This window comes from Stutzerimonas frequens, from assembly GCF_024448335.1.
GTDB classification, from domain to species: Bacteria; Pseudomonadota; Gammaproteobacteria; order Pseudomonadales; family Pseudomonadaceae; genus Stutzerimonas; species Stutzerimonas frequens.
The window spans coordinates 223,269-244,666 of the sequence record NZ_JAMOHM010000002.1 but is presented as its reverse complement, the minus strand read 5'-3'; the positions used below and the strand labels follow the sequence as shown (position 1 = coordinate 244,666).

The 21,398-nt window shown below is 63.0% G+C and carries 21 protein-coding genes; 16 read left to right on the top strand and 5 right to left on the bottom strand.

Features of this window, described 5'->3' with window-relative positions; translation table 11 throughout:
* Positions 1–29: 29 nt before the first annotated feature.
* Positions 30–1,685, bottom strand: coding sequence for an electron transfer flavoprotein-ubiquinone oxidoreductase (locus NAO55_RS03925; protein WP_102840180.1), 1,656 nt, complete (start codon positions 1,683–1,685; stop codon positions 30–32).
* A 330-nt stretch (positions 1,686–2,015) separates the two neighbouring features.
* Between NAO55_RS03925 and NAO55_RS03920 the strand changes: the two genes are divergently transcribed.
* The 7 genes from NAO55_RS03920 to NAO55_RS03890 all read left to right on the top strand — a co-directional run bounded on the left by NAO55_RS03920 (position 2,016) and on the right by NAO55_RS03890 (position 7,889).
* On the top strand, positions 2,016–2,765 hold the full coding sequence (locus NAO55_RS03920; protein WP_003299612.1) for an electron transfer flavoprotein subunit beta/FixA family protein: 750 nt from the start codon (positions 2,016–2,018) through the stop codon (positions 2,763–2,765).
* Entirely contained in the window at positions 2,766–3,695 is a 930-nt protein-coding gene (locus tag NAO55_RS03915) for an electron transfer flavoprotein subunit alpha/FixB family protein (protein ID WP_102840181.1), read from the top strand.
* A 123-nt stretch (positions 3,696–3,818) separates the two neighbouring features.
* Complete coding sequence (locus NAO55_RS03910) at positions 3,819–4,643, top strand: substrate-binding periplasmic protein (RefSeq protein WP_102840182.1); 825 nt, start codon at positions 3,819–3,821, stop codon at positions 4,641–4,643.
* 8 nt (positions 4,644–4,651) lie between these two features.
* Positions 4,652–5,008, top strand: coding sequence for a DUF4398 domain-containing protein (locus tag NAO55_RS03905; protein ID WP_102840183.1), 357 nt, complete (start codon positions 4,652–4,654; stop codon positions 5,006–5,008).
* A 14-nt stretch (positions 5,009–5,022) separates the two neighbouring features.
* Complete coding sequence (locus tag NAO55_RS03900) at positions 5,023–5,802, top strand: OmpA family protein (RefSeq protein WP_305123818.1); 780 nt, start codon at positions 5,023–5,025, stop codon at positions 5,800–5,802.
* 110 nt (positions 5,803–5,912) lie between these two features.
* Positions 5,913–7,343 (top strand): aminotransferase-like domain-containing protein, encoded by a 1,431-nt coding sequence (locus NAO55_RS03895; RefSeq protein WP_102840185.1) that lies wholly within the window; start codon positions 5,913–5,915, stop codon positions 7,341–7,343.
* 36 nt (positions 7,344–7,379) lie between these two features.
* On the top strand, positions 7,380–7,889 hold the full coding sequence (locus NAO55_RS03890) for a hypothetical protein (protein WP_102840186.1): 510 nt from the start codon (positions 7,380–7,382) through the stop codon (positions 7,887–7,889).
* 19 nt (positions 7,890–7,908) lie between these two features.
* On the opposite strand, the gene NAO55_RS03885 is transcribed toward NAO55_RS03890, so the two are convergent.
* Both NAO55_RS03885 and NAO55_RS03880 read right to left on the bottom strand, forming a co-directional pair.
* Positions 7,909–10,476 (bottom strand): bifunctional diguanylate cyclase/phosphodiesterase, encoded by a 2,568-nt coding sequence (locus NAO55_RS03885; protein ID WP_102840187.1) that lies wholly within the window; start codon positions 10,474–10,476, stop codon positions 7,909–7,911.
* Positions 10,477–10,594: 118 nt separating this feature from the next.
* Positions 10,595–10,762 carry a DUF2897 family protein gene (locus NAO55_RS03880; RefSeq protein WP_011913707.1) on the bottom strand — a complete coding sequence of 56 codons (168 nt, stop codon included), beginning with the start codon at positions 10,760–10,762 and terminating at the stop codon, positions 10,595–10,597.
* A gap of 166 nt (positions 10,763–10,928) precedes the next feature.
* Here NAO55_RS03880 and pyrF point away from each other — a divergent pair, with 166 nt between their 5' ends.
* A complete protein-coding gene (gene pyrF, locus NAO55_RS03875) occupies positions 10,929–11,624 on the top strand; it encodes an orotidine-5'-phosphate decarboxylase (RefSeq protein WP_102840188.1) in 696 nt (231 codons plus the stop codon).
* A 62-nt stretch (positions 11,625–11,686) separates the two neighbouring features.
* Here pyrF and NAO55_RS03870 read toward each other — a convergent pair whose 3' ends face one another.
* Positions 11,687–12,691, bottom strand: a complete 1,005-nt coding sequence (locus tag NAO55_RS03870; protein ID WP_102840189.1) for an NADP-dependent oxidoreductase — start codon at positions 12,689–12,691, stop codon at positions 11,687–11,689.
* Between the two features lie 218 nt (positions 12,692–12,909).
* Between NAO55_RS03870 and NAO55_RS03865 the strand changes: the two genes are divergently transcribed.
* The gene (locus tag NAO55_RS03865) at positions 12,910–13,671 is read left to right on the top strand and encodes an SDR family oxidoreductase (protein WP_102840190.1); all 762 of its coding nucleotides are present in this window, start codon (positions 12,910–12,912) and stop codon (positions 13,669–13,671) included.
* A gap of 44 nt (positions 13,672–13,715) precedes the next feature.
* On the opposite strand, the gene NAO55_RS03860 is transcribed toward NAO55_RS03865, so the two are convergent.
* The gene (locus NAO55_RS03860; protein ID WP_102840191.1) at positions 13,716–14,903 is read right to left on the bottom strand and encodes a benzoate/H(+) symporter BenE family transporter; all 1,188 of its coding nucleotides are present in this window, start codon (positions 14,901–14,903) and stop codon (positions 13,716–13,718) included.
* A 242-nt stretch (positions 14,904–15,145) separates the two neighbouring features.
* On the opposite strand from NAO55_RS03860, the gene fliE reads away from it, so the two are divergent.
* From fliE to NAO55_RS03825, 7 genes are all read left to right on the top strand, one after another.
* Entirely contained in the window at positions 15,146–15,475 is a 330-nt protein-coding gene (gene fliE, locus NAO55_RS03855; protein WP_063539861.1) for a flagellar hook-basal body complex protein FliE, read from the top strand.
* Positions 15,476–15,488: 13 nt separating this feature from the next.
* Positions 15,489–17,273 carry a flagellar basal-body MS-ring/collar protein FliF gene (gene fliF, locus NAO55_RS03850; protein ID WP_063539860.1) on the top strand — a complete coding sequence of 595 codons (1,785 nt, stop codon included), beginning with the start codon at positions 15,489–15,491 and terminating at the stop codon, positions 17,271–17,273.
* On the top strand, positions 17,266–18,282 hold the full coding sequence (gene fliG / locus NAO55_RS03845; RefSeq protein WP_063539859.1) for a flagellar motor switch protein FliG: 1,017 nt from the start codon (positions 17,266–17,268) through the stop codon (positions 18,280–18,282). Before fliF ends, fliG begins: the two co-directional genes overlap by 8 nt.
* 18 nt (positions 18,283–18,300) lie before the next feature.
* Positions 18,301–19,074: a flagellar assembly protein FliH gene (gene fliH / locus NAO55_RS03840; RefSeq protein WP_102840192.1), complete on the top strand. Its 774-nt coding sequence runs from the start codon at positions 18,301–18,303 to the stop codon at positions 19,072–19,074.
* Positions 19,064–20,422 carry a flagellar protein export ATPase FliI gene (gene fliI, locus NAO55_RS03835; protein WP_102840193.1) on the top strand — a complete coding sequence of 453 codons (1,359 nt, stop codon included), beginning with the start codon at positions 19,064–19,066 and terminating at the stop codon, positions 20,420–20,422. The genes fliH and fliI overlap by 11 nt, the downstream gene beginning before the upstream one ends.
* Before the next feature lie 3 nt (positions 20,423–20,425).
* Entirely contained in the window at positions 20,426–20,878 is a 453-nt protein-coding gene (gene fliJ / locus NAO55_RS03830; RefSeq protein WP_063539856.1) for a flagellar export protein FliJ, read from the top strand.
* A 214-nt stretch (positions 20,879–21,092) separates the two neighbouring features.
* Positions 21,093–21,398 (top strand): STAS domain-containing protein, encoded by a 306-nt coding sequence (locus tag NAO55_RS03825; protein ID WP_102840194.1) that lies wholly within the window; start codon positions 21,093–21,095, stop codon positions 21,396–21,398.

Genomic DNA, 21,398 nt, shown 5'->3' with positions numbered 1-21,398 from the left:
AAGGCTCCCGAGGGAGCCTTTTTCGTTGCTTACATGTTGGGGTAGTTCGGCCCGCCGGTACCTTCCGGCGCCACCCAGGTGATGTTCTGCGCCGGGTCCTTGATGTCGCAGGTCTTGCAGTGCACGCAGTTCTGCGCATTGATCTGGAAGCGCTTGCTGCCATCGTCGTTGCTGACCACTTCGTAGACGCCGGCCGGGCAGTAACGCTGTGCCGGCTCGTCGTACATCGGCAGGTTCTTCTCGATCGGAATGCTCGGGTCGGCCAGCTTCAGGTGAACCGGCTGCTCTTCCTCGTGGTTGGTGTTGGAGAGGAATACCGAGGAGAGCTTGTCGAAGCTCAGCTTGCCGTCCGGCTTGGGATAGTCGATTTTCTTCGACTCTGCAGCCGTCTTGAGGCAGGCGTAGTCCGGCTTGGTGTCGTGCAAGGTGAAGGGGATCTTGCCACCGAAAATGTTCTGATCGATGAAGTTGAAGGCGCCACCCTTGATTGCGCCCCACTTGTGAATGGCAGCGCCGAAGTTGCGGCTCTTGTACAGCTCATCGTACAGCCAGCTGGACTTGAAGCCCTCTTCGTACGCGGTCAGTTCGTCGCCACCTTCGCGTCCGGCCAGCAGTGCGTCCGCAGCGGCTTCGGCAGCCAGCATGCCGGACTTCATCGCCGTGTGGCTGCCCTTGATCTTGGCGAAGTTCAGGGTGCCGGCGTCGCAGCCGATCAGTGCACCGCCGTTGAATACCATTTTCGGCAGGCAGTTGATGCCGCCCTTGGCGATCGCACGTGCGCCATAGGAAACGCGCTTGCCGCCTTCCAGGTACTGCTTGATCACCGGATGGTGCTTGTAGCGCTGGAATTCGTCGAACGGCGACAGATACGGGTTGCTGTACGACAGGTCGACGATCAGGCCGACGACCACCTGGTTGTTTTCCAGGTGATAAAGGAAGGAGCCGCCGGTGTTATCGTCGTTCAGCGGCCAGCCCGCGGTGTGCACCACCAGACCCTGCTCGTGCTTGGCCGGGTCGATGTCCCAGAGTTCCTTGATGCCGATGGCGTAGTGCTGTGGGTCGACGTTGGCGTTGAGCTGGAAGCGGTTGATCAGCTGCTTGCCGATATGACCGCGGCAGCCCTCGGCGAACAGCGTGTACTTGGCGCGCAGCTCCATGCCTGGGGTGTACATGCCTTCCTTGGGATTGCCTTCGCGGTCGACGCCCAGGTCACCGGTGACGATACCGCGCACAATGCCGTTCTCGTCGATCAGCGCTTCCTGAGCGGCGAAGCCCGGGTAGATCTCGACACCCAGGTTCTCGGCCTGCTGGGCGAGCCAGCGGCACAGGTTGCCCAGGGAGATGATGTAATTGCCTTCGTTGTGCATGGTCTTGGGGACCAGCGCATTGGGCAGCTTGCTGGCCGCTTCGGCGGTCTTCAGCAGGTAGATGTCGTCACGCTTGACCGGCGTGTTGAGCGGGGCGCCGAGTTCTTTCCAATCGGGGAACAGTTCGTTCAGCGCGCGAGGTTCGAAGACCGCGCCGGAGAGGATATGGGCACCTACTTCGGAGCCTTTCTCGACGACGCATACACTGATTTCCTGACCAGCGTCGGCGGCTTTTTGCTTCAGGCGGCAGGCTGCGGATAGGCCTGCAGGGCCGGCGCCGACGATGACAACGTCGAATTCCATGTATTCGCGTTCCATTAGGCTTTCTCCTACTCAGGGCTTGGTTGTTATATAAGTGGTGGAGGGCTGTGATCGGCCCCTGACCGAGCCGGGCCGGCGCATTATATATAGACGCTCGAATCGGTCCAATACAAACGTTTGTTTGAATTTTCTGGAAGCCTGTTAGAATCGCTCGAACCGCGTCGTTATGACGGGTCATATGCGTTGTTGACCCCGTCCGCGGCCTGCGGTCAAGATACGGACGGTTTGCACTCGCCGAACAGGGCAGCGGCTATCAAAACCCAAGCCACGAGCAAGGCTCGGTTCGCCTCGGCGGAATTCTATTCACCGGAGAGTAACGAGGAATCCATGAAGGTTCTTGTAGCTGTCAAACGAGTGGTCGATTACAACGTCAAGGTTCGCGTCAAGGCGGACAATTCCGGCGTTGACCTGGCCAACGTCAAGATGTCGATGAACCCCTTCTGCGAAATTGCCGTGGAAGAGGCAGTACGCCTGAAAGAGAAAGGCGTGGCGAGCGAAATCGTTGTCGTCTCCATCGGTCCGACCGCTGCCCAGGAGCAGCTGCGCACCGCGCTGGCGCTGGGCGCCGACCGCGCCGTGCTGGTCGAGTCCAACGACGAACTGAACTCCCTGGCGGTTGCCAAGCTGCTCAAGGCCGTGGTCGACAAGGAGCAGCCGCAGCTGGTCATCCTCGGCAAGCAGGCGATCGACAGCGACAACAACCAGACCGGCCAGATGCTCGGCGCGCTGACCGGCTATGCCCAGGGCACTTTCGCCTCCAAGGTGGAAGTGGCTGGCGACAAGGTCAACGTCACCCGCGAAATTGACGGCGGCCTGCAGACCGTCGCGCTGAACCTGCCGGCGATCGTCACCACCGACCTGCGTCTGAACGAGCCGCGCTACGCGTCGCTGCCGAACATCATGAAGGCCAAGAAGAAGCCGCTGGAAACGCTGACTCCGGATGCACTGGGTGTCACCACCACTTCCACCGTGAAGACCCTGAAAGTCGAAGCGCCGGCAGCCCGCAGCGCCGGTATCAAGGTCAAGTCCGTGGCTGAACTGGTCGAGAAACTGAAGAACGAGGCGAAGGTAATCTAAATGACTATCCTGGTTATCGCTGAACACAACAACGCCGTCCTCGCGGCCGCTACCCTGAACACCGTTGCTGCAGCAAAGGCCATCGGTGGTGACATCCACGTACTGGTTGCCGGCAGCGGCTGCGGTGCCATCGGCGAAGCCGCCGCGCAGATCGAAGGCGTGGCCAAGGTCCTGGTCGCTGACGACGCAGCTTACGCCAATCAGCTGCCGGAAAACGTCGCGCCGCTGATCGCCGACCTGGCGAAGAACTACAGCCACGTGCTGGCTGCAGCGACCACCAACGGCAAGAACTTCCTGCCGCGCGTTGCCGCTCAACTGGATGTCGATCAGATCTCCGAGATCATCGCGGTTGAAAGTGCCGATACCTTCAAGCGCCCGATCTATGCCGGTAACGCCATCGCTACCGTGCAGTCCAGCGCTGCCATCAAGGTCATCACCGTGCGTGCGACCGGCTTCGATGCGGTGAATGCCACCGGCGGCTCGGCTGCGGTTGAGCAAGTGTCCGGGACTGGCGATGCCGGCAAGTCCGCTTTCGTTGGCGAAGAGCTGGCCAAGTCGGATCGTCCTGAGCTGACCGCTGCTAAGATCGTCGTTTCCGGCGGTCGCGGCATGCAGAACGGCGAGAACTTCAAGCACCTGTACTCGCTGGCCGACAAGCTCGGCGCCGCAGTCGGTGCCTCCCGTGCCGCGGTCGATGCCGGCTTCGTGCCGAACGACATGCAGGTCGGCCAGACCGGCAAGATCGTTGCACCGCAGCTGTACATCGCGGTCGGTATCTCCGGTGCCATCCAGCACCTGGCCGGCATGAAGGACTCCAAGGTGATCGTCGCGATCAACAAGGACGAGGAAGCGCCGATCTTCCAGGTTGCCGACTACGGCCTGGTGGGCGATCTGTTCGAGATCGTGCCGGAGCTGGAAAAGCTGGTCTGAAGCTGATCGCTGTTGAAGAAACCCGCTCATGTAGCGGGTTTTTTCATGGGCGATCAGTGGGCTCGTCGGTGTACCATCGGCGCAACCGTTTCGCACCAGCTTTACCGCACTAAGAGGATATTCATGCGTTTCGCCTTTGCGTTGAAATCTGCGTTGATCGCGCTGGCCCTGGCGGCGCCGTTCACGGCAACGGCAGCGGGAAAATGTGATCGCCTGGTGGCAACCGGTGCGGCAGATAACCCGCCGTTTCTCTGGCGCGATCCGCAGAACCCCAAGCGCCTGGTGGGTGCCAACGCCGATCTGCTGGGGCAGATCGCCGAGTCCCTCGGCTTGAAGCTGGAGCTGCTCTACACCGGCGATCGCGCCAAGGCGCTCGATGAGGTACGCAGTGGACGCGTGGATGTTCTTGCCGATGCGACGCTGACCATCCAGCGACTGGAAGAACTGGACTTCATACATCCGGCCATCGTCCAGCTGCAAACAGTTGCATGGGTGCGTAATGAACCCGGTTTCTTCTACTCCAGCCGCGAAGACCTGCGAGGTCATCCGGGCGTGGTTGTCGCTGGCAGCCGTTATGGCAGCGAGTTCGACGCCTTCGCCAAGGCAAATCTGCAATTGCAGCAGGCGCCCGGACTCGAGCAGGGGCTGCTGCAGTTGATCGAGGGCGATCGCCAGTACCTGTTGCATGAGCGTTACAGCACGATTGCTGTGGCTGACGCGCTGGGACTGCTGGACAAGGTGCAACGCCTGGATCCTCCGGTTATTGGCCGTGACATGCATTTGGCGATTTCCCATGATTCGGCGTGCAACGATCCCTGGTTGCGCGGACAACTGGCGCGGAAAATGACAGAATTGCGCGCCGCCGGCGTGCCAGAGCAGTTGCTGGTGCACAACCTGACGGTGTGGAAGAACCAGCAGACTGGCCGTGGCAGCGCTTCGAAAAAATAGGATCCACCGTGAGACGACTACTTCCCTGTGCCCTTTCGTTGCCGTTGCTGGTTCTGCTGGGGTGTGCAAGTGATCCTGCTCCTGTGGCGCAGTTGCGCCTGACGGAGGCGGCTGTTGCCCAGGCCCGCTCGATCGAAACCGCTCTGGTCTACGAGGAACTGGTGCAGGCCGAAACCAAGTTGGCTGCTGCCCGCTCGGCGCTTGAGGCCGGCGAGAACCGTGAGGCGCGCCTGTTGGCCGAGCAGGCCGAGCTGGACGCCCGGCTGGCGGAGCTGCGCGTGCTCAGTGATCAGCGTGAGGCGCAGGTCGGCGATCTCAATCGGCGCATTCAGCGTCTACGGCAGCAGTTAGGAGACGTACGGTGACACGGCGATTCGCAATGCTGCTGGCTGGGCTGGCGCTGGTCGGCTGCGCCAGCCAGGAAACCGAGCGGGAGATCGGCGAGGCCTCTGCGGCATTGCAGCGGATTGAGGCCGATCCTGCCGTCCATCGCAGTGCGCCAAAGGATTTGCAGCGCGCGGTTGAAACCCTGCAGCGATCCGAGCGCTTCAAAGAGTATTGGGGCGGTGCCGAGGATGCTCGCCATTATGCCTATCTCAGTAGGCGCTACAGCGAGATCGCCGGGCTGCAGGGCAAGCTGCTGCAACAGCAGGAGCGGGTGGCGCGGTTGGAAATGGAGCGGGACCGACTGCGGCGGATGTTGCAGGACGCCAGGCTGATGACCGATGAACAGCAGGGGCGCTGGCTCGAAGACCAGCTGATGAGCCTGGCGGCGAGCGAGACCGACCGTGGCCAGGTCATGACGCTCGGTGACGTGCTTTTCAGTCCGGACAGTGCGGAGCTGAGCCATACGGCGAACCGAACCCTGCTCAAGCTCGTCCAGTTCCTGCAGCGCAACCCGCAGCGCAAGGTACGTATCGAGGGCTATAGCGACAGCCGTGGCGACCCGCAGGCGAATCTGGAACTGTCGCGCGCGCGGGCGCAGATGGTGGCTGATCTGTTGGTTAGCTTGGGAATCAGCGCCGAGCGTATCGAAGTTCGCGGTTACGGTGAGCAGTTTCCGCTGGCGGAAAACGCTTCGGCACGTGGCCGTGCGCAGAATCGCCGGGTCGAGATCCTGTTTTCCGACGGGGAAGGTAATCTCGCGCCCGATCGCTGAAATCGTGGGCTAGAGGCTGGACTGTTTCGCCCACATGCTGCGCAACTGTATTGGTCTGCTGATGTTTCGCTGAGCTACTGTTACGGTTCAGTTGGCGGGAGACCGGTGAGATGACCAATCTGTTGCTCTATCAGCGCATTGCCCAGCAGCTCGCCGAGGATATCCGGCGCGGGGTGTATCGACCCGGCGAACGTGTGCCTTCGGTACGCAAGATGAGCCGGCAGCTGAGCGTCAGCCATGCGACCGTGCTCCAGGCCTACGCCAATCTCGAAGATCAGGGCATGATCAGGGCGCGCCCGCAGTCCGGCTTTTATGTCCACCAGACCCCGGTGCTCACCGCGCCGACACCCGATATCGCGCGGGTCGAGCGGCCCACGCTGGTCACGCGCAGCAGCATCATCAACCAGGTACTCAGCGAGTCCCGCCGTGAAGGGCTGATTCCGCTGGGCGCCGCCGTGCCGCATGTGGATTACCTGCCGGTCAGGGCGCTGCACCAGCAGCTGGCCAAGGTCACGCGCTTCCAGAGCCCGCGGGCGTTCAGCTACATGTTCAGTCCTGGCTATGAGCCGTTGCGCCGTCAGGTGGCGATCCGTATGCGCGACGCCGGTGTGGTGGTCGATCCCGGCGAGATCGTCATCACTCATGGTTGCGTCGATGCGCTGCAGATGTCGCTGCGGGTGCTGACGCGGCCAGGGGATCTGATTGCCGCCGAGTCGCCGAGCTATTACGGTCTGCTGCAACTGGCGGATCTGCTGGGGCTCAAGGTCATCGAGATTCCCAGCGACCCGGATACCGGCATGAGCCTCGAGGCGCTGCAGCTTGCAGCCGGGCAATGGCCGATCAAGGCGTTGGTGCTCACGGCGCGGCTGAGCAATCCGCTGGGCGTGAGCATGCCCGACCATCGACAGAAACAGCTGCTGAGCCTGGCAGCACGGTTCGACATCCAGATCGTCGAGGACGATATCTACGGCGAGTTGATGTTCGAGCAGGACCAGTACAAGGCGCTCAAGTCCAATGACCGGGAGGGGCGGGTCATCTACTGCTCGAGCTTTTCCAAGACGCTGTCGCCGGGCGTGCGTATCGGTTGGGTCATCGCTGGTCGCCATCAACCGGAGATCGAGCGCCTGCAGACGTTCAGTACACACTCCGCCTGCAGCGTGACGCAGATGGCCGTGGCGGCGTACCTGGAGAATGGCGGCTATGACCGGCACCTGCGGGCGATCCGCCAGGAGTATCGCAAGAACCTCAGCGCCTTCCAGCTGGCGGTGCAGCGCTATTTCCCGGAAGGCACGCAGATGACGCGGCCCAAGGGCAACTTCATCCTCTGGGTCAGTCTGCCGGTGCGGGTCAATACCCAGGAGCTGCACGTGCGGGCGCTGGCGCAGGGCATCAGCATTGCGCCGGGGCTGATCTTCAGCAACACCGAGCAGTTCAACCACTGCATACGGCTCAACTGCGGTTTGCCCTGGAACCACGAGACCGAACGCGCCTTGCGTACGCTCGGGCAACTGGCGTCGGAGCTGTGCCGGGACGCACAATAGGCGCTCCTGAGTCCTTCGCTGCGAGGAATGATGCCGATGTCGAGGCCGCTGTTTTTGTTGCTGTTGTTGGCCTTGCTGAGTGGATGCGAGCGCGAGGAGCAGGCTCGGGAAGCCGAACGAGCAGCGCAAACGCCGCAGCAGTCGATATCGGAGCCCGTTGACGCGACAGAGGCGCCACCTGATCTGGAGATCGAGGTGGCGCCTGTGAATCAGGCGGCGGAAGCTGAGCCGCCGCCTGTACAGATCGACATTCCTGAGCCTGAAGCTCAGCCTGCCGCGCGATCGCGCCCTGCGCCGCCAAAGCAGCCGGAGAAGCCGGCCGAGGTCGAGCTTGTCGAGCCGGTGCTTGATCTGCGCTTGCCGGAAGAACTGGCCGAAGAGCTGAAACCGGCGCCTAGCAGCGAATCCATCCGCCTTTTGCCACCGCTTTTCGATAAGGGGGAGCCGTCGCGATCGATGCAGATCGGCGGCCGCCTGATATCGGGCGAAGCCGAAGACGAATCGCTGATCGAAGGTGCTGAAATCCAGTTCGAACTCAAGCGCTGAAGCTGTCCGGGCGCCGCGACTAGCGCTGGCGCTCCGCTGTGTACAGCATCCTGTGCAGCTCTTCGGCGGGCAATGGATGACTCATGTGGAAGCCTTGCACCTCGGTGCAGCCGTCGTCGGTCAGCAGGCGCAGCTGTTCTTCGGTTTCCACGCCCTCGGCCGTCACCCGCATCTGCAGGCCACGGCCCAGCTCGATCAGGGCGCGGACAATGGAGTGATCTTCGATAGACTGGCCGATGCCGGCGACGAAGCTGTTGTCGATCTTGATCACGTCGAAGGGGTAGTGCCGCAAGGTGGTCAGCGACGAATAGCCGGTGCCGAAGTCGTCCACCGCGAGGCGAACACCCAGCGTCTTGATGCGCTTGAGCAGCTCTAGGGTATTCTGGGTTTCGCGCAGCAGTGCGCTTTCGGTCACTTCCAGTTCTAGTCGGTCGCCGGCAAGACCATTGTCCGCCAGAGCCTGGGTGATTTCCTCCAGCAGACGATCATCATGCAGCTGCAGCGGTGAGAGATTGACCGATACCACCGTGTTGCCCGGCCAGCGCGCCGCCTGCTGGCAGGCCTGGCGCAGCACCCAGCGCCCGAGTTGGATGATCAACCCGGTTTCCTCGGCTAGCGGGATGAACTGCTCGGGCAGCAGCATGCCGCGCTGTGGGTGTTCCCAGCGCACCAGTGCCTCGGCGCCGATGATGTGCAGATCGTGGCTCTGGTAGCGCGGCTGATAATGCACCTCAAGCTGCTGTTCGGCGATCGCTACGCGCAGTTCCTCTTCGCGGCGCAGCCGTTCGTGCAGGCGCTGATCCATCTCTTGGCCGTAGGCGCGCCATGTGCCTCTGCCGGCGTCCTTGGCCTGGTAGAGAGCGATGTCGGCACAGCGCAACAGTTCGTTGGCCTGGCTGGCGTCGCTCGGTGCCAGAGCCACGCCAATGCTGGCGCCGATGCTGATTTGCTGATCCTCGTAGGTGAATGGAGCGCTCAGCGCATCGATGATGCGGTTGCACAGCCGATCGATATCGTCGTCCTCGCCCATGCGATGGAGCACGACGACGAACTCGTCGCCGCCCAGGCGCGCCACCAAGTCGCCGTCGCGGGTGCGCTCGCGCAGACGTGACGCGACGCCGATCAGCACCTCGTCGCCGGCGGCATGGCCAAGGGTGTCGTTCACCGGTTTGAAGCGGTCGAGGTCGATATACAGCAGCGTCAGGGTCGAGCCGCTGCGCAGCGAGGCGAGGTTCTGCTCGAGGTAGTCGCGCAGGCGGCTGCGGTTGGGCAGCCCGGTCAACGCATCATGCTGCGACAGGTATTGAACCCGCGCCTGTGCCCGGGTCTCCTCGGTGACGTCGCTGGCGGTCCCGCGGTAGCCGAGCAGCTTGCCATCGTGCCGGATGGTCCGTGCAGCCAGCCGGCAATAGCGCTCGCAGCCATCGGCGGCGCGGTAGCTGCTGCGCAGCGGTGCGCTGTGGGGCGCCTCGAGCCAGCTCTGCAGCGCGGCGCTGTCGGTGATCAGCAGCTCCAGCAGGGGTCGGCCCAGCCACTGCTTCGGTTGATAGCCGGTGATCTGCTGGAATCGGTTTGAGAGAAAGGTCAGGCGGGCCTGTTCGTCGGTTTCCCAGATCCAGTCGGAGGCCGCTTCGGCCACATCGCGGAAGCGCTCCTCGCTCTCGGCCAGCGCACTGCGGCTGGAGGCGAGCCGTGCATAGCTGACGTCGAGCAGGTGCACGACACGCAGCGCATGGCGTACCAGCAGCCAGGCGAGCAGCCCAAGACCGAGCGCCACGGCGGTGAGAACGGGCAGGGTGACCAGAAGCAGCAGGCGCCCCGGCTTTGCCGCCGTCCAGGTGAAGTGAACGGGCGTTCCATCCTCCAGCGCCTGGCTGATGATCGGTCCGGCCTGGGCCGATGGATCGGCAAGCAGCTGCAGTTTGTGCACGGCGTACTGCTCGCCGATTGCCTCCAGTCGTGCGGCGTCGAGCAGATCGACGAAGACCAGAATGGATGGCGGCCCTTCGTGTTCTTCGATATTCGTGCCGCCAGTGGTCAGCGAGGCAGCGGCAACCAGAGCAGGCTGCCCTTCAGCCCAGAGCAGGGTCGAGGCGCCTGCGTCGTCTTCGGCGGCCTCGCGGGCCCGTGCCAGCAGTTCGGGCAAGCCGTGTTGCAGATACTGGAAAGCATCTACCGGCTGCAGCTTGCCCCGGATGACTGCATACGAGGTAGTGCCCGCCGGGGTGATCACCAGCACTGCGTCGTAGCCGAAGTCTTTGTACAGCGAGGGGCCGAGATTGGCCTGGGCATAGGCCCAATCAACATCGACCTGCTTGCTCAGGTGTACGTAGGCGTCGCCCCAGAAGGCGTAGTCGACGATGGAGCGGTTCATCCAGTCGTGCTGTGCCTGTAGCGCCTTGCCAGACAGGAAACGACTCTGCTGCAGGGCATCCTGGTCGATTTCGCGGGCGATATGGATAACGGCATAGGCCGCTGCGACGATCGCTGCCACCAATAGCGCGACCATGCCGGGGAGAATGCGCCGGGCAAAGATCGCCTTGGCCTTCGGTTTGGTCGGGCCGTCAACGGAGAGGGAGGATTGCATGAGGGGAGTCCTGCCAGAACTGCATGATCGCGGCAAGTGGGCATAGTGCCACTATTGAGGGCGGCGGGCATCTGCAAACGTCAGCCGGTAGCCAACCGGCAGCTGCGTTCAGCATCGGTCAGCGATCGCGCGACTCCTGCGCATCGGCTTCGGCATTGCGCTGGGCAATACGCTTTTTCTGCTCGTCGGTCAGCGGAATTTTCCGGGCAGTGGAACGCAGCATCAACAGACTGCCGACGATCGAGCCTAGTGCGACGACCAGAATCAGCCAGAAATACCAGGGCATGAGTTCTCTCCAGGTGGGTGTTCGATAACTTGTAGGCAATTGGCCTGCACTTTACGTCGGAGCGCCGAGACCTGAAAGCCGGCATCTACTTGGACCGTAAGGCTTGGCTTTCGTCGCGCAATGTGTTTTCTGCCACAATGCGCGCCGACTTTTCCGAGGACGTGTCATGACCTGCCAGACTCCGATTATCGTAGCGCTCGATTTCCCATCCCGCGATGCCGCATTGGCACTGGCCAGGCAGCTCGACCCGCGACTGTGCCGAGTCAAGGTCGGCAAGGAGCTGTTCACCCGTTGCGGGCCTGCGATCGTCGAGGCGTTGCAGGCGATGGGTTTCGAAGTGTTCCTCGATCTCAAGTTTCACGACATCCCCAACACCACGGCCATGGCGGTAAAAGCGGCCGCCGAGCTCGGCGTATGGATGGTCAACGTGCATTGTTCCGGTGGCCTGCGGATGATGGCAGCCTGTCGCGAAACCCTGGCTGGCATGGCCGAGCCCGCGCCGCTGCTGATCGGCGTCACGGTGCTGACCAGCATGGAACAGGCCGATCTCGCCGGCATCGGCCTGGATATCGCCCCGCAGGAGCAGGTGCTGCGTCTGGCCGGTCTGGCCTCGCAGGCAGGCCTGGATGGCTTGGTCTGTTCGGCGCAGGAGGCTGTGCCGCTGAAAGCGCAGTTCCCGGAGCTGCAACTGGTCACCCCGGGCATTCGGCCGGCCGGCAGTGCCCAGGACGATCAGCGCCGCATCCTGACTCCGGCTCAGGCCATGGCGGCGGGCTCCGATTATCTGGTGATCGGTCGCCCGATCAGCCAGGCCGCGGACCCGGCGAGCGCGCTGGCCAATGTGGTCGCTGAGCTGAGTTAAGCGCACACGAAAAAGGCTGAGACCCATGCAGGCTCAGCCTTTTTAACCTCCGGGGTCTATGCTTAGCTGACCTTGAGTACAAGCTTGCCGAAGTTGCCGCCGGTGAACAGCTTCATCAGCGTTTCCGGGAAAGTCTGCAGACCCTCGATCACGTCTTCCTTGCTCTTCAGTTGGCCGCTGGCGAGCCACTCGGCCATATCGCGCATCGCTTCCGGGTAGCGCGACACATAATCGGTCACCACCATGCCTTCCATCCGTGCGCGATTGACCAGCAGCGACAGGTAGTTGGACGGGCCCTTGACCGCCTCCTTGTTGTTGTACTGGCTGATGGCGCCGCAGATCACCACCCGTGCGCCGACGCTGATGCGTTGCAGCACCGTGTTGAGGATGTCGCCGCCGACGTTGTCGAAATACACGTCCACTCCTTTCGGGCATTCGCGCTTCAAGCCCGCCGCCAGGTCTTCGTTCTTGTAATCGATGGCGCCATCGAAGCCGAGCTTTTCCGTGAGGAAGCGGCACTTATCCGCACCGCCGGCGATGCCGACCACGCGGCAGCCTTTGATCTTCGCGATCTGCCCGGCAATGCTGCCGACCGCGCCCGCAGCCCCGGAGATCACCACGGTCTCGCCGGCTTTGGGCTGGCCGACCGAGAGCAGCGCGAAGTAGGCGGTCATGCCGGTCATGCCCAACGCCGAGAGATAGCGCGGCAGTGGTGCCTGTTGCGGATCGACCTTGTAGAAGCCCTTCGGCTCGCCAAGGTAGTACGCCTGCACGCCCAGGGCCCCGTTGACGTAATCACCTTCCTTGTAATCGGGATGCTGCGAGGCGATCACCTTGCCGACGCCCAGCGCGCGCATCACTTCGCCGATGCCCACCGGCGGAATGTAGGACTTGGCGTCGTTCATCCAGCCACGCATGGCCGGGTCGATGGAGAGGTACTCGACCTTGACCAGAATCTGATTCGGCCCGGGTTCGCCCACCGGTTTCTCGACGAACTCGAAGGTATCCCGGGTCGGTGCGCCGACGGGTCGCTGGGCGAGCAGAAATTGCTGGTTTAGCAGGGTCATGAACGTTTGCCTCGTGTATGCGAAAGGTTTGGTGTAGCTCGCCCGGCGCACAGCTGCAAGGAACGTCGGAGCGCTGGAATGCACTGGCATCCAGTTCGGTGATATGACCGCGGCGGCGATGAAATACGCGAGCGCATGAGGGTATAAGTCTGACCGGGACGCCTTCAGTGGTCATTTCACAGTCACGAGGCGAGTCGAAATCTTCGGGAAGAACAATCATGAGCATGACATTCTCCGGTCAGGTCGCCCTGGTGACGGGCGCGGCGGCCGGTATCGGTCGCGCCACGGCACTGGCTTTCGCCCAGCAGGGCCTCAAGGTGGTGCTGGCGGACATCGACGAAGCGGGCATCCGCGACGGTGCCGAAACCATCCGCGCTGCCGGTGGCGAGGCGATCGCCGTTCGTTGTGATGTGACCCGCGACGAGCAGGTCAAGGCGCTGATCGAGCAGACGCTGACGCAGTTCGGCCGGCTCGATTACGCGTTCAACAACGCCGGCATCGAGATCGAGCAGGGCCGTCTGGCCGAGGGCAGCGAGGCTGAGTTCGACGCGATCATGGGCGTCAACGTCAAGGGCGTCTGGCTATGCATGAAGCATCAGTTGCCGGTGATGCTGGCCCAAGGCGGCGGCGCGATCGTCAATACCGCATCGGTCGCCGGGCTCGGCGCTGCGCCGAAGATGAGCATCTACGCCGCGTCCAAGCATGCGGTGATTGGCCTGACCAAGTCGGCGGCGATCGAGTACGCCAAGAAGCAGATTCGCGTGAACGCCGTCTGCCCAGCGGTGATCGATACCGACATGTTCCGCCGCGCCTACGAGGCGGACCCGCGCAAGGCCGAGTTCGCGGCCGCCATGCATCCGGTCGGGCGCATCGGCAAGGTCGACGAAATCGCCGCGGCCGTGCTCTACCTATGCAGTGACGGCGCCGCGTTCACCACCGGCCACGCGTTGGCGGTGGATGGCGGGGCGACGGCGATCTGAGGGCGCGCCCGGTGTCTCGCCGGGCACCCTTTATTCTGCGCCGCTCAGCTGCGGCGGCGTAGAATCAGCAGGGCGATTACCCCTGCAATCAACCCCCACAACGCAGCTCCGATGCCAAACAGCGTCAGTCCCGAAGCCGTGACCATAAAGGTGATCAGCGCCGCCTCCCGCTCGTCGGGCTGCTGCATCGCCTGGGTCAGCCCTGAGCCGATCGAGCCGAGCAGGGCAAGCGCCGCGATGGACAACACCAGCGCCGCCGGAAACGCCGCGAACAATGCCGCCAGCGTCGCGCCGAAGATGCCGGCAATGCCGTAGAACACGCCGCACCAGGCCGCGGCGGTGTAGCGTTTTTGTGAATCGGGATGTGCTTCGGGGCCGGCACAGATGGCCATGGTGATTGCTGCCAGGTGGATGCCATGGGAGCCGAACGGGGCCAGTAATACCGAGGCGATGCCGGTCGTGGAGATCAGCGGGGAGGCCGGCACCTGATAGCCTTCGGCGCGCAGCAGGGCCAGCCCCGGCATGTTCTGCGAGGCCATGGCGATGACGAACAGCGGAATGCCGATGCTGAAGATGGCGGCGAAGGAAAACGCCGGCGTGGTCCACACCGGCACGGCTACCTGCAGGCTGAAGCGCTGGAAATCCAGCAGGCCAGAGACGCCGGCGATTAGGCAGCCGACTACCAGGGCGGCCAGTACGGCGAAGCGCGGCTGCATCCGCTTGGCCAGCAGGTAAGTGAAGAACATCCCGAGCACTAGCACCGGTTGAACGCCAACCGCGCGGAATATTTCGCTGCCGATATTGAACAGCACCCCAGCCAGCAGAGCGGCGGCCAGGGAAGCCGGCACTCGACGCATCAGGCGATCGAAGCTGCCAGTCAGGCCGCTCAATGCGATCAGCACCGAGGCGAAAATGAACGCGCCAATGGCTTCGGCATAGGGAACCCCAGGCAGGCTGGTAATCAGCAGCGCCGCGCCCGGCGTCGACCAGGCGACCACCACTGGCGTTCGATAGCGCAGCGACAGGCCGATGCTGCAGATGGCCATGCCGATCGACAGTGCCCAGATCCATGACGAGATCTGCGCCTCGCTCAGCCCGGCCGCCTGGCCTGCCTGGAACATCAGCACCAGCGAGCTGGTATAGCCGGTGAGCATGGCGACGAAGCCGGCAACGACGGTGGAGGGCGAGCTGTCGCTCAGAGGGCGCAGGGCGATGCGGCTGGTTTCATTCATTCTTGCTCTTCTATTTATCGAGATTGCAAAGGGACGCTGCCATCCGGCTCATCGCTAGCCTATTGGGCAGTACTGGTGGGCGTCCCGGTACAGCCACGGGTGCATTGGACGTAACAGTCGTCGCCCGTGTCCATGCAACCCATCGCCACGCGGAATGGCGCATGGGGTTCTGGCACCCTTGTTGCTATCTAGTCAGTGCTCGCCGCGATGCGTCAAAAAAACCGCGGCTGTTGGAGGATTAGATGAGTCAGGGTGTCCAATTCAATCGCTTGATGCTGGAAATGCGAGCCATGCAGACCGATGCCATGGCGCGTACCAAGCCGGAGGTGCAGACCCAGGAGGTCGGCGCGCCGAGCTTTTCCGACATGCTCGGCCAGGCGGTGAACAAGGTACACGAAACCCAGCAGGCTTCGAGCCAGCTCGCGTCAGCCTTCGAGATGGGGCAGGGCGGCGTCGACCTGACCGAAGTGATGATCGCCTCGCAAAAGGCCAGCGTTTCCTTTCAGGCCATGACCCAGGTGCGTAACAAACTGGTTCAGGCCTACCAAGACATCATGCAGATGCCGGTGTGAGGCGGATTGAATCATGGCTGAAGCGGTGAGCAACGTTCCGGTACCAGCAACCCCCGAAGCTGGCAAGAAGCCCTTGCTGGGACTGTCGTTCCTGGAGAATCTCTCGGAAATGTCCATGCTGCGGCAGGTCGGCCTGTTGGTCGGACTGGCGGCCAGCGTGGCCATCGGTTTTGCCGTGGTGCTCTGGTCGCAGCAGCCCGATTACCGCCCATTGCTCGGCAGTCTGGCCGGGATGGACGCGAATCAGGTGATGGAGACGCTTGCCGCGGCGGACATCGCCTATACCGTCGAACCCAATTCCGGCGCGTTGCTGGTCAAGGCCAATGACCTGGCGCGCGCGCGCCTGAAACTTGCAGGCGCCGGCATCGCTCCGGCCGATAGCAACATCGGCTTCGAAATCCTCGACAAGGACCAGGGGCTGGGTACCAGCCAGTTCATGGAGGCGACCCGCTACCGGCGCGGCCTCGAGGGCGAACTGGGGCGCACCATTTCCAGCCTGAACAATGTCAAGGGTGCCCGCGTGCACCTGGCCATCCCGAAGAGCTCGGTATTCGTGCGCGACGAGCGCAAGCCCAGCGCCTCGGTACTGGTGGAACTCTATCCGGGGCGTGCACTGGAGCCGAGCCAGGTGATGGCAATCATCAACCTGGTCGCCACCAGCGTGCCGGAGCTCAGCAAGTCGCAGATCACTGTGGTGGATCAGAAGGGCAACCTGCTGTCCGACCAGCAGGAGCTGTCCGAGCTGACCATGGCGGGCAAGCAGTTCGACTATAGCCGCCGCATGGAGAGTCTCTATACCCAGCGCGTGCACAACATTCTGCAGCCGGTGCTCGGTAGCGGTCGCTACAAGGCCGAGGTTTCGGCGGACGTGGATTTCAGTGCGGTCGAGTCCACATCGGAAACCTTCAATCCGGACCAGCCGGCGCTGCGCAGCGAGCAAAGCGTCAACGAACAACGCCAGAGCAGCCTGCCGCCACAGGGCGTACCCGGTGCCCTGAGCAACCAGCCACCGGGTCCGGCGACAGCACCGGAGCAGGCCAACCAGGCCGCTGCCGCCGCTGGTGCCGTCGCCCCTGGCCAGCCGCTGCTCGACGCCAATGGCCAACAGATCATGGATCCGGTAACCGGACAGCCGATGCTGGCGCCGTTCCCGGCCGACAAACGCGAGCAGGCCACCCGCAACTACGAGCTCGATCGCTCCATCAGCTACACCAAGCAGCAGCAGGGCCGCCTGCGTCGGCTGTCGGTTGCCGTCGTGGTCGATGACCAGATGACGCTCAATGCGGCCGGCGAGATGGTTCGCGTGCCCTGGAACGCCGATGATCTGGCGCGCTTCACCCGTCTGGTGCAGGACGCGGTGGGCTTCGATGCCAGCCGCGGCGACAGCGTCAGCGTGATCAACACCGCGTTCGTCGCCGACAGCGCCGGAGAGACCTTCGAAGAGATACCGTTCTACTCGCAGCCCTGGTTCTGGGATGTGGTCAAGCAGGTGCTCGGCGTGCTGTTCATCCTGGTGTTGGTGTTCGGCGTACTGCGCCCGGTGCTCAAGAGCCTGACCAACCCCTCGGCTGGCAAGGAGCTGCAGGTCGCCAGCGGTCCGGGCGAACTGGGTGACGATGATGGACTGGATTCCGGCCTGGCCAGCGACCGGGTCAGCCTGAGCGGCCCGCAGAACATTCTGCTGCCGAGCCCCAGCGAGGGATATGAAGCCCAGCTGAACGCGATCAAGAACCTTGTGGCCGATGACCCGGGACGGGTAGCCCAGGTGGTGAAAGAGTGGATCAACGCCGATGAATGACAATCGAGTTCAAGCCAAGCTCAACAAGGTCGACAAGGCCGCCATCCTTCTGCTCTCGCTGGGTGAGACCGACGCGGCCCAGGTGCTGCGCCACCTCGGTCCGAAAGAAGTGCAGCGCGTCGGTACGGCCATGGCGCAGATGCGCAACGTGCAGAAGGCGCAGATCGAACAGGTGATGAGCGAGTTCGTCGAAATCGTCGGCGACCAGACCAGTCTCGGCGTCGGCTCCGATGGCTATATCCGCAAGATGCTCACTCAGGCGTTGGGCGAGGACAAGGCCGGCGGGCTGATCGACCGCATCCTTCTGGGCGGCAATACCAGTGGTCTGGACAGCCTGAAGTGGATGGAGCCGCGCGCCGTGGCCGATGTGATCCGCTACGAGCATCCGCAGATCCAGGCCATTGTGGTGGCCTATCTCGACCCGGACCAGGCCGGCGAGGTGCTCTCGCACTTCGATCACAAGGTGCGGCTGGACATCGTCCTGCGCGTGTCGTCGCTCAATACCGTTCAGCCCGCGGCATTGAAAGAGCTGAACCTGATCCTGGAGAAGCAGTTCTCCGGCAACACCAACACCAGTCGCGCCAGCCTGGGCGGCGTGAAGCGTGCGGCCGATATCATGAACTACCTGGACAGCTCCATCGAAGGCCAGCTGATGGATGCGATTCGCGATGTGGACGAGGACCTGTCCAGCCAGATCGAGGACCTGATGTTCGTCTTCGACAACCTGGCCGACGTCGACGACCGTGGCATCCAGGTGCTGCTGCGTGAGGTATCCTCCGACGTGCTGGTGATGGCGCTCAAGGGCGCCGACGACGGCATCAAGGAAAAGGTCTTCAAGAACATGTCCAAGCGCGCTGGTGAACTGCTGCGCGACGATCTCGAAGCCAAGGGGCCGGTGCGCGTCAGCGACGTGGAAAACGCCCAGAAGGAAATTCTCACCATTGCTCGTCGCATGGCCGAAGCCGGGGAAATCGTTCTCGGCTCCAAGGGCGGCGAAGAGATGATCTAACAGGACAACACTGCATAGATGGCGAAGGACAACCCCAGCGACCTCATTCGCGCAAAAGACGTCAGTCTGTTCGATCGCTGGTCATTGCCCAGCTTCGACCCGCAGGGCGAAGAGGAACCGCCTGCGGAGCCGAACGTCGACGAGCCAGTCGAAGAGTTGGCGCACAGTGAGGATGTGCCGGTCGAGGAAGTCAAACCGCTGACGCTCGACGAACTCGAGGCGATTCGCCAGCAGGCTTATAACGAAGGCTTTGCCACCGGTGAAAAGGATGGTTTCCACGCGGGCCAGCTCAAGGCTCGTCAGGAAGCCGAAGCCGCTTTGGCGCCACGCCTGGAAAGCCTTGAGCGGTTGATGACGCACTTGCTCGATCCGATCGCCGATCAGGATCGCAATCTCGAGCACGCCATGGCGACCTTGGTCAGCCACATGGCCCGTGAAGTGATCCAGCGTGATCTGCTGATCGATTCCAGCCAGATTCGTCAGGTGCTGCGCGAGGCGCTGAAGTTGCTGCCCATGGGTGCCAGTAACGTGCGTATCCATGTCAACCCGCAGGACTTCGAACTGATCAAGGCGTTGCGCGAACGCCATGAGGAGAGCTGGCGGATTCTCGAGGACAGCAGCCTGTTGCCGGGCGGCTGCCACATCGAAACCGAGCACAGCCGCATCGATGCCAGCATCGAAACGCGTCTGACCCAGGCCATCAAGCAACTGTTCGAGCAGCAGCGGGAGAACGCCACCCATCCGCCGGCTGCCGACCTGAATGTCGATCTGGACGTGTCCGATGCGCCTTGAGCGGGTCAGTTTCGCCAAACGTTTCGAAACCTATGAAGCGGCGATCAAGCTGCCCAGCCAACCGCTGCTTGAGGGCCGCCTGCTGCGCATGGTCGGCCTGACCCTCGAGGCCGAGGGGCTGCGTGCGGCGGTCGGCAGCCGCTGCCTGGTGATCAACGACGACAGCTATCACCCCACCGAGGTCGAGGCCGAGGTGATGGGTTTTTCCAGTGGCAAGCTGTATCTGATGCCGGTCGGCAGCCTGGCAGGCATCGCCCCTGGCGCGCGTGTAGTGCCTCTGGTCAACACCGGACGTCTGCCCATGGGCATGTCCATGCTCGGCCGGGTGCTGGACGGAGCAGGGCGTGCCCTGGACGGCAAGGGCGGCATGAAAGCCGAGGACTGGGTACCGATGGACGGCCCGGTGATCAATCCGCTCAAGCGTCACCCGATCAGCGAGCCGCTGGATGTCGGCATCCGCAGTATCAACGGGCTGCTCACGGTGGGGCGCGGCCAGCGTCTCGGTCTGTTCGCCGGTACCGGTGTCGGCAAGTCGGTATTGCTGGGCATGATGACCCGCTTCACCGAAGCCGACATCATCGTGGTCGGGCTGATCGGCGAACGCGGTCGCGAGGTCAAGGAGTTCATCGAGAATATCCTCGGTGAAGAGAGCATCAAACGTTCGGTAGTGGTCGCGTCGCCGGCCGACGAAGCGCCGCTGATGCGCCTGCGTGCCGCGCAGTACTGCACGCGTATCGCCGAGTATTTCCGCGACAAGGGCAAGAACGTACTGCTGCTGATGGATTCGCTGACCCGCTATGCCCAGGCCCAGCGCGAGATCGCCCTGGCCATCGGCGAGCCACCGGCTACCAAGGGCTACCCACCATCGGTGTTCGCCAAGCTGCCCAGCCTGGTTGAGCGCGCCGGCAATGCCGAGCAGGGTGGCGGCTCGATCACGGCGTTCTACACGGTGCTGTCCGAAGGCGATGACCAACAGGATCCGATCGCTGATGCTGCTCGCGGTGTGCTCGATGGGCACATCGTGTTGTCGCGCCGCCTGGCCGAGGAAGGCCACTATCCGGCTATCGACATCGAGGCTTCCATCAGCCGTGTAATGCCACAGGTGGTGGGCGCCGAGCACGTTCGCGCCTCGCAGCGCTTCAAGCAGCTCTGGTCTCGTTATCAGCAGAGTCGCGACCTGATCAGTGTCGGCGCCTATGTGCCGGGTGGCGATCCGGAAACGGATATGGCTATCGCGCGGCAGGCCGAGATGGTCAGCTACCTGCGCCAGGGACTCGACGAAAGCGAGGATCTGGCGCGCAGCTCGGCGCATCTCGCAGCGGTCTTCGCCGCGCGGCAAGGCGGCTAATCGATGGCGGCCAGCCGAGCGGCACGCCTGGCGCCGGTGATCGAGATGGCCGAGAAGGCCGAGCAGGATGCCGCGCGCCTGCTCGGGCAGGGCCAGACGCAACTGAATCAGGCCGAAGCCAAGTTGGGAGAGCTGGAGCAATACTTCAGGGACTACCAGGAGCAATGGATGCAGCAGGGCAGCCAGGGCGTTTCCGGCCAGTGGCTGATGAACTACCAGCGCTTTCTGTCCCAGCTCGAGTCGGCCATCGCTCAGCAACAGCGTAGCGTCAACTGGTACCGCGACAATCTGCGCAAACTGCGTGAGCAGTGGCAGCAGCGCCATGCGCGTGTCGAGGGGCTGAGCAAGCTGGTCGAGAGCTATCAGCGTGAGGCCCGTATCGCTGCCGACAAGCGTGAGCAGAAGTTGCTCGACGAGTTTGCCCAGCGGCTGGCCGGAAGAGGGCGTGAGCATTGACCCGAACCGGCCGGATTCACGCTTGCCGTACCGCGGCGTGAATGTTAAATCTTGGCGGTGTTTCAGCGCGGCGACCCCGGTCGGGCCTGCGGCCTTGCCAGGCGAGGTCCTGATGGCGGTTCGTCGTTTTCAGCCGGTACACGGCTGTTTCATTTCGCCTTAGCGGCAACCGCTCGCAAGCGAGCTTCACGACGTACCGGATCAGGAGTGCCACATGACCATCACTTCGCAGCCTTCGGCGGATGGCCAGGAGCTGACCATTTCCATCAGTGGACGCTTCGACTTCAATGCGCATCAGGCCTTCCGCGATGCTTATCAGCGTCAGGACGTCCATCCGCAGCGCTACGTGGTGAACCTACAGGGCGCGACCTACATGGACAGTTCGGCGCTGGGCATGCTGCTGCTGCTGCGTGACCATGCCGGGGGCGACGAAGCGGACATTCGCCTGCTCAACTGCAGCCCCGACGTGCGCAAGATCCTCTCGGTATCCAACTTCGAACAGCTGTTCGTGATCGCCTGA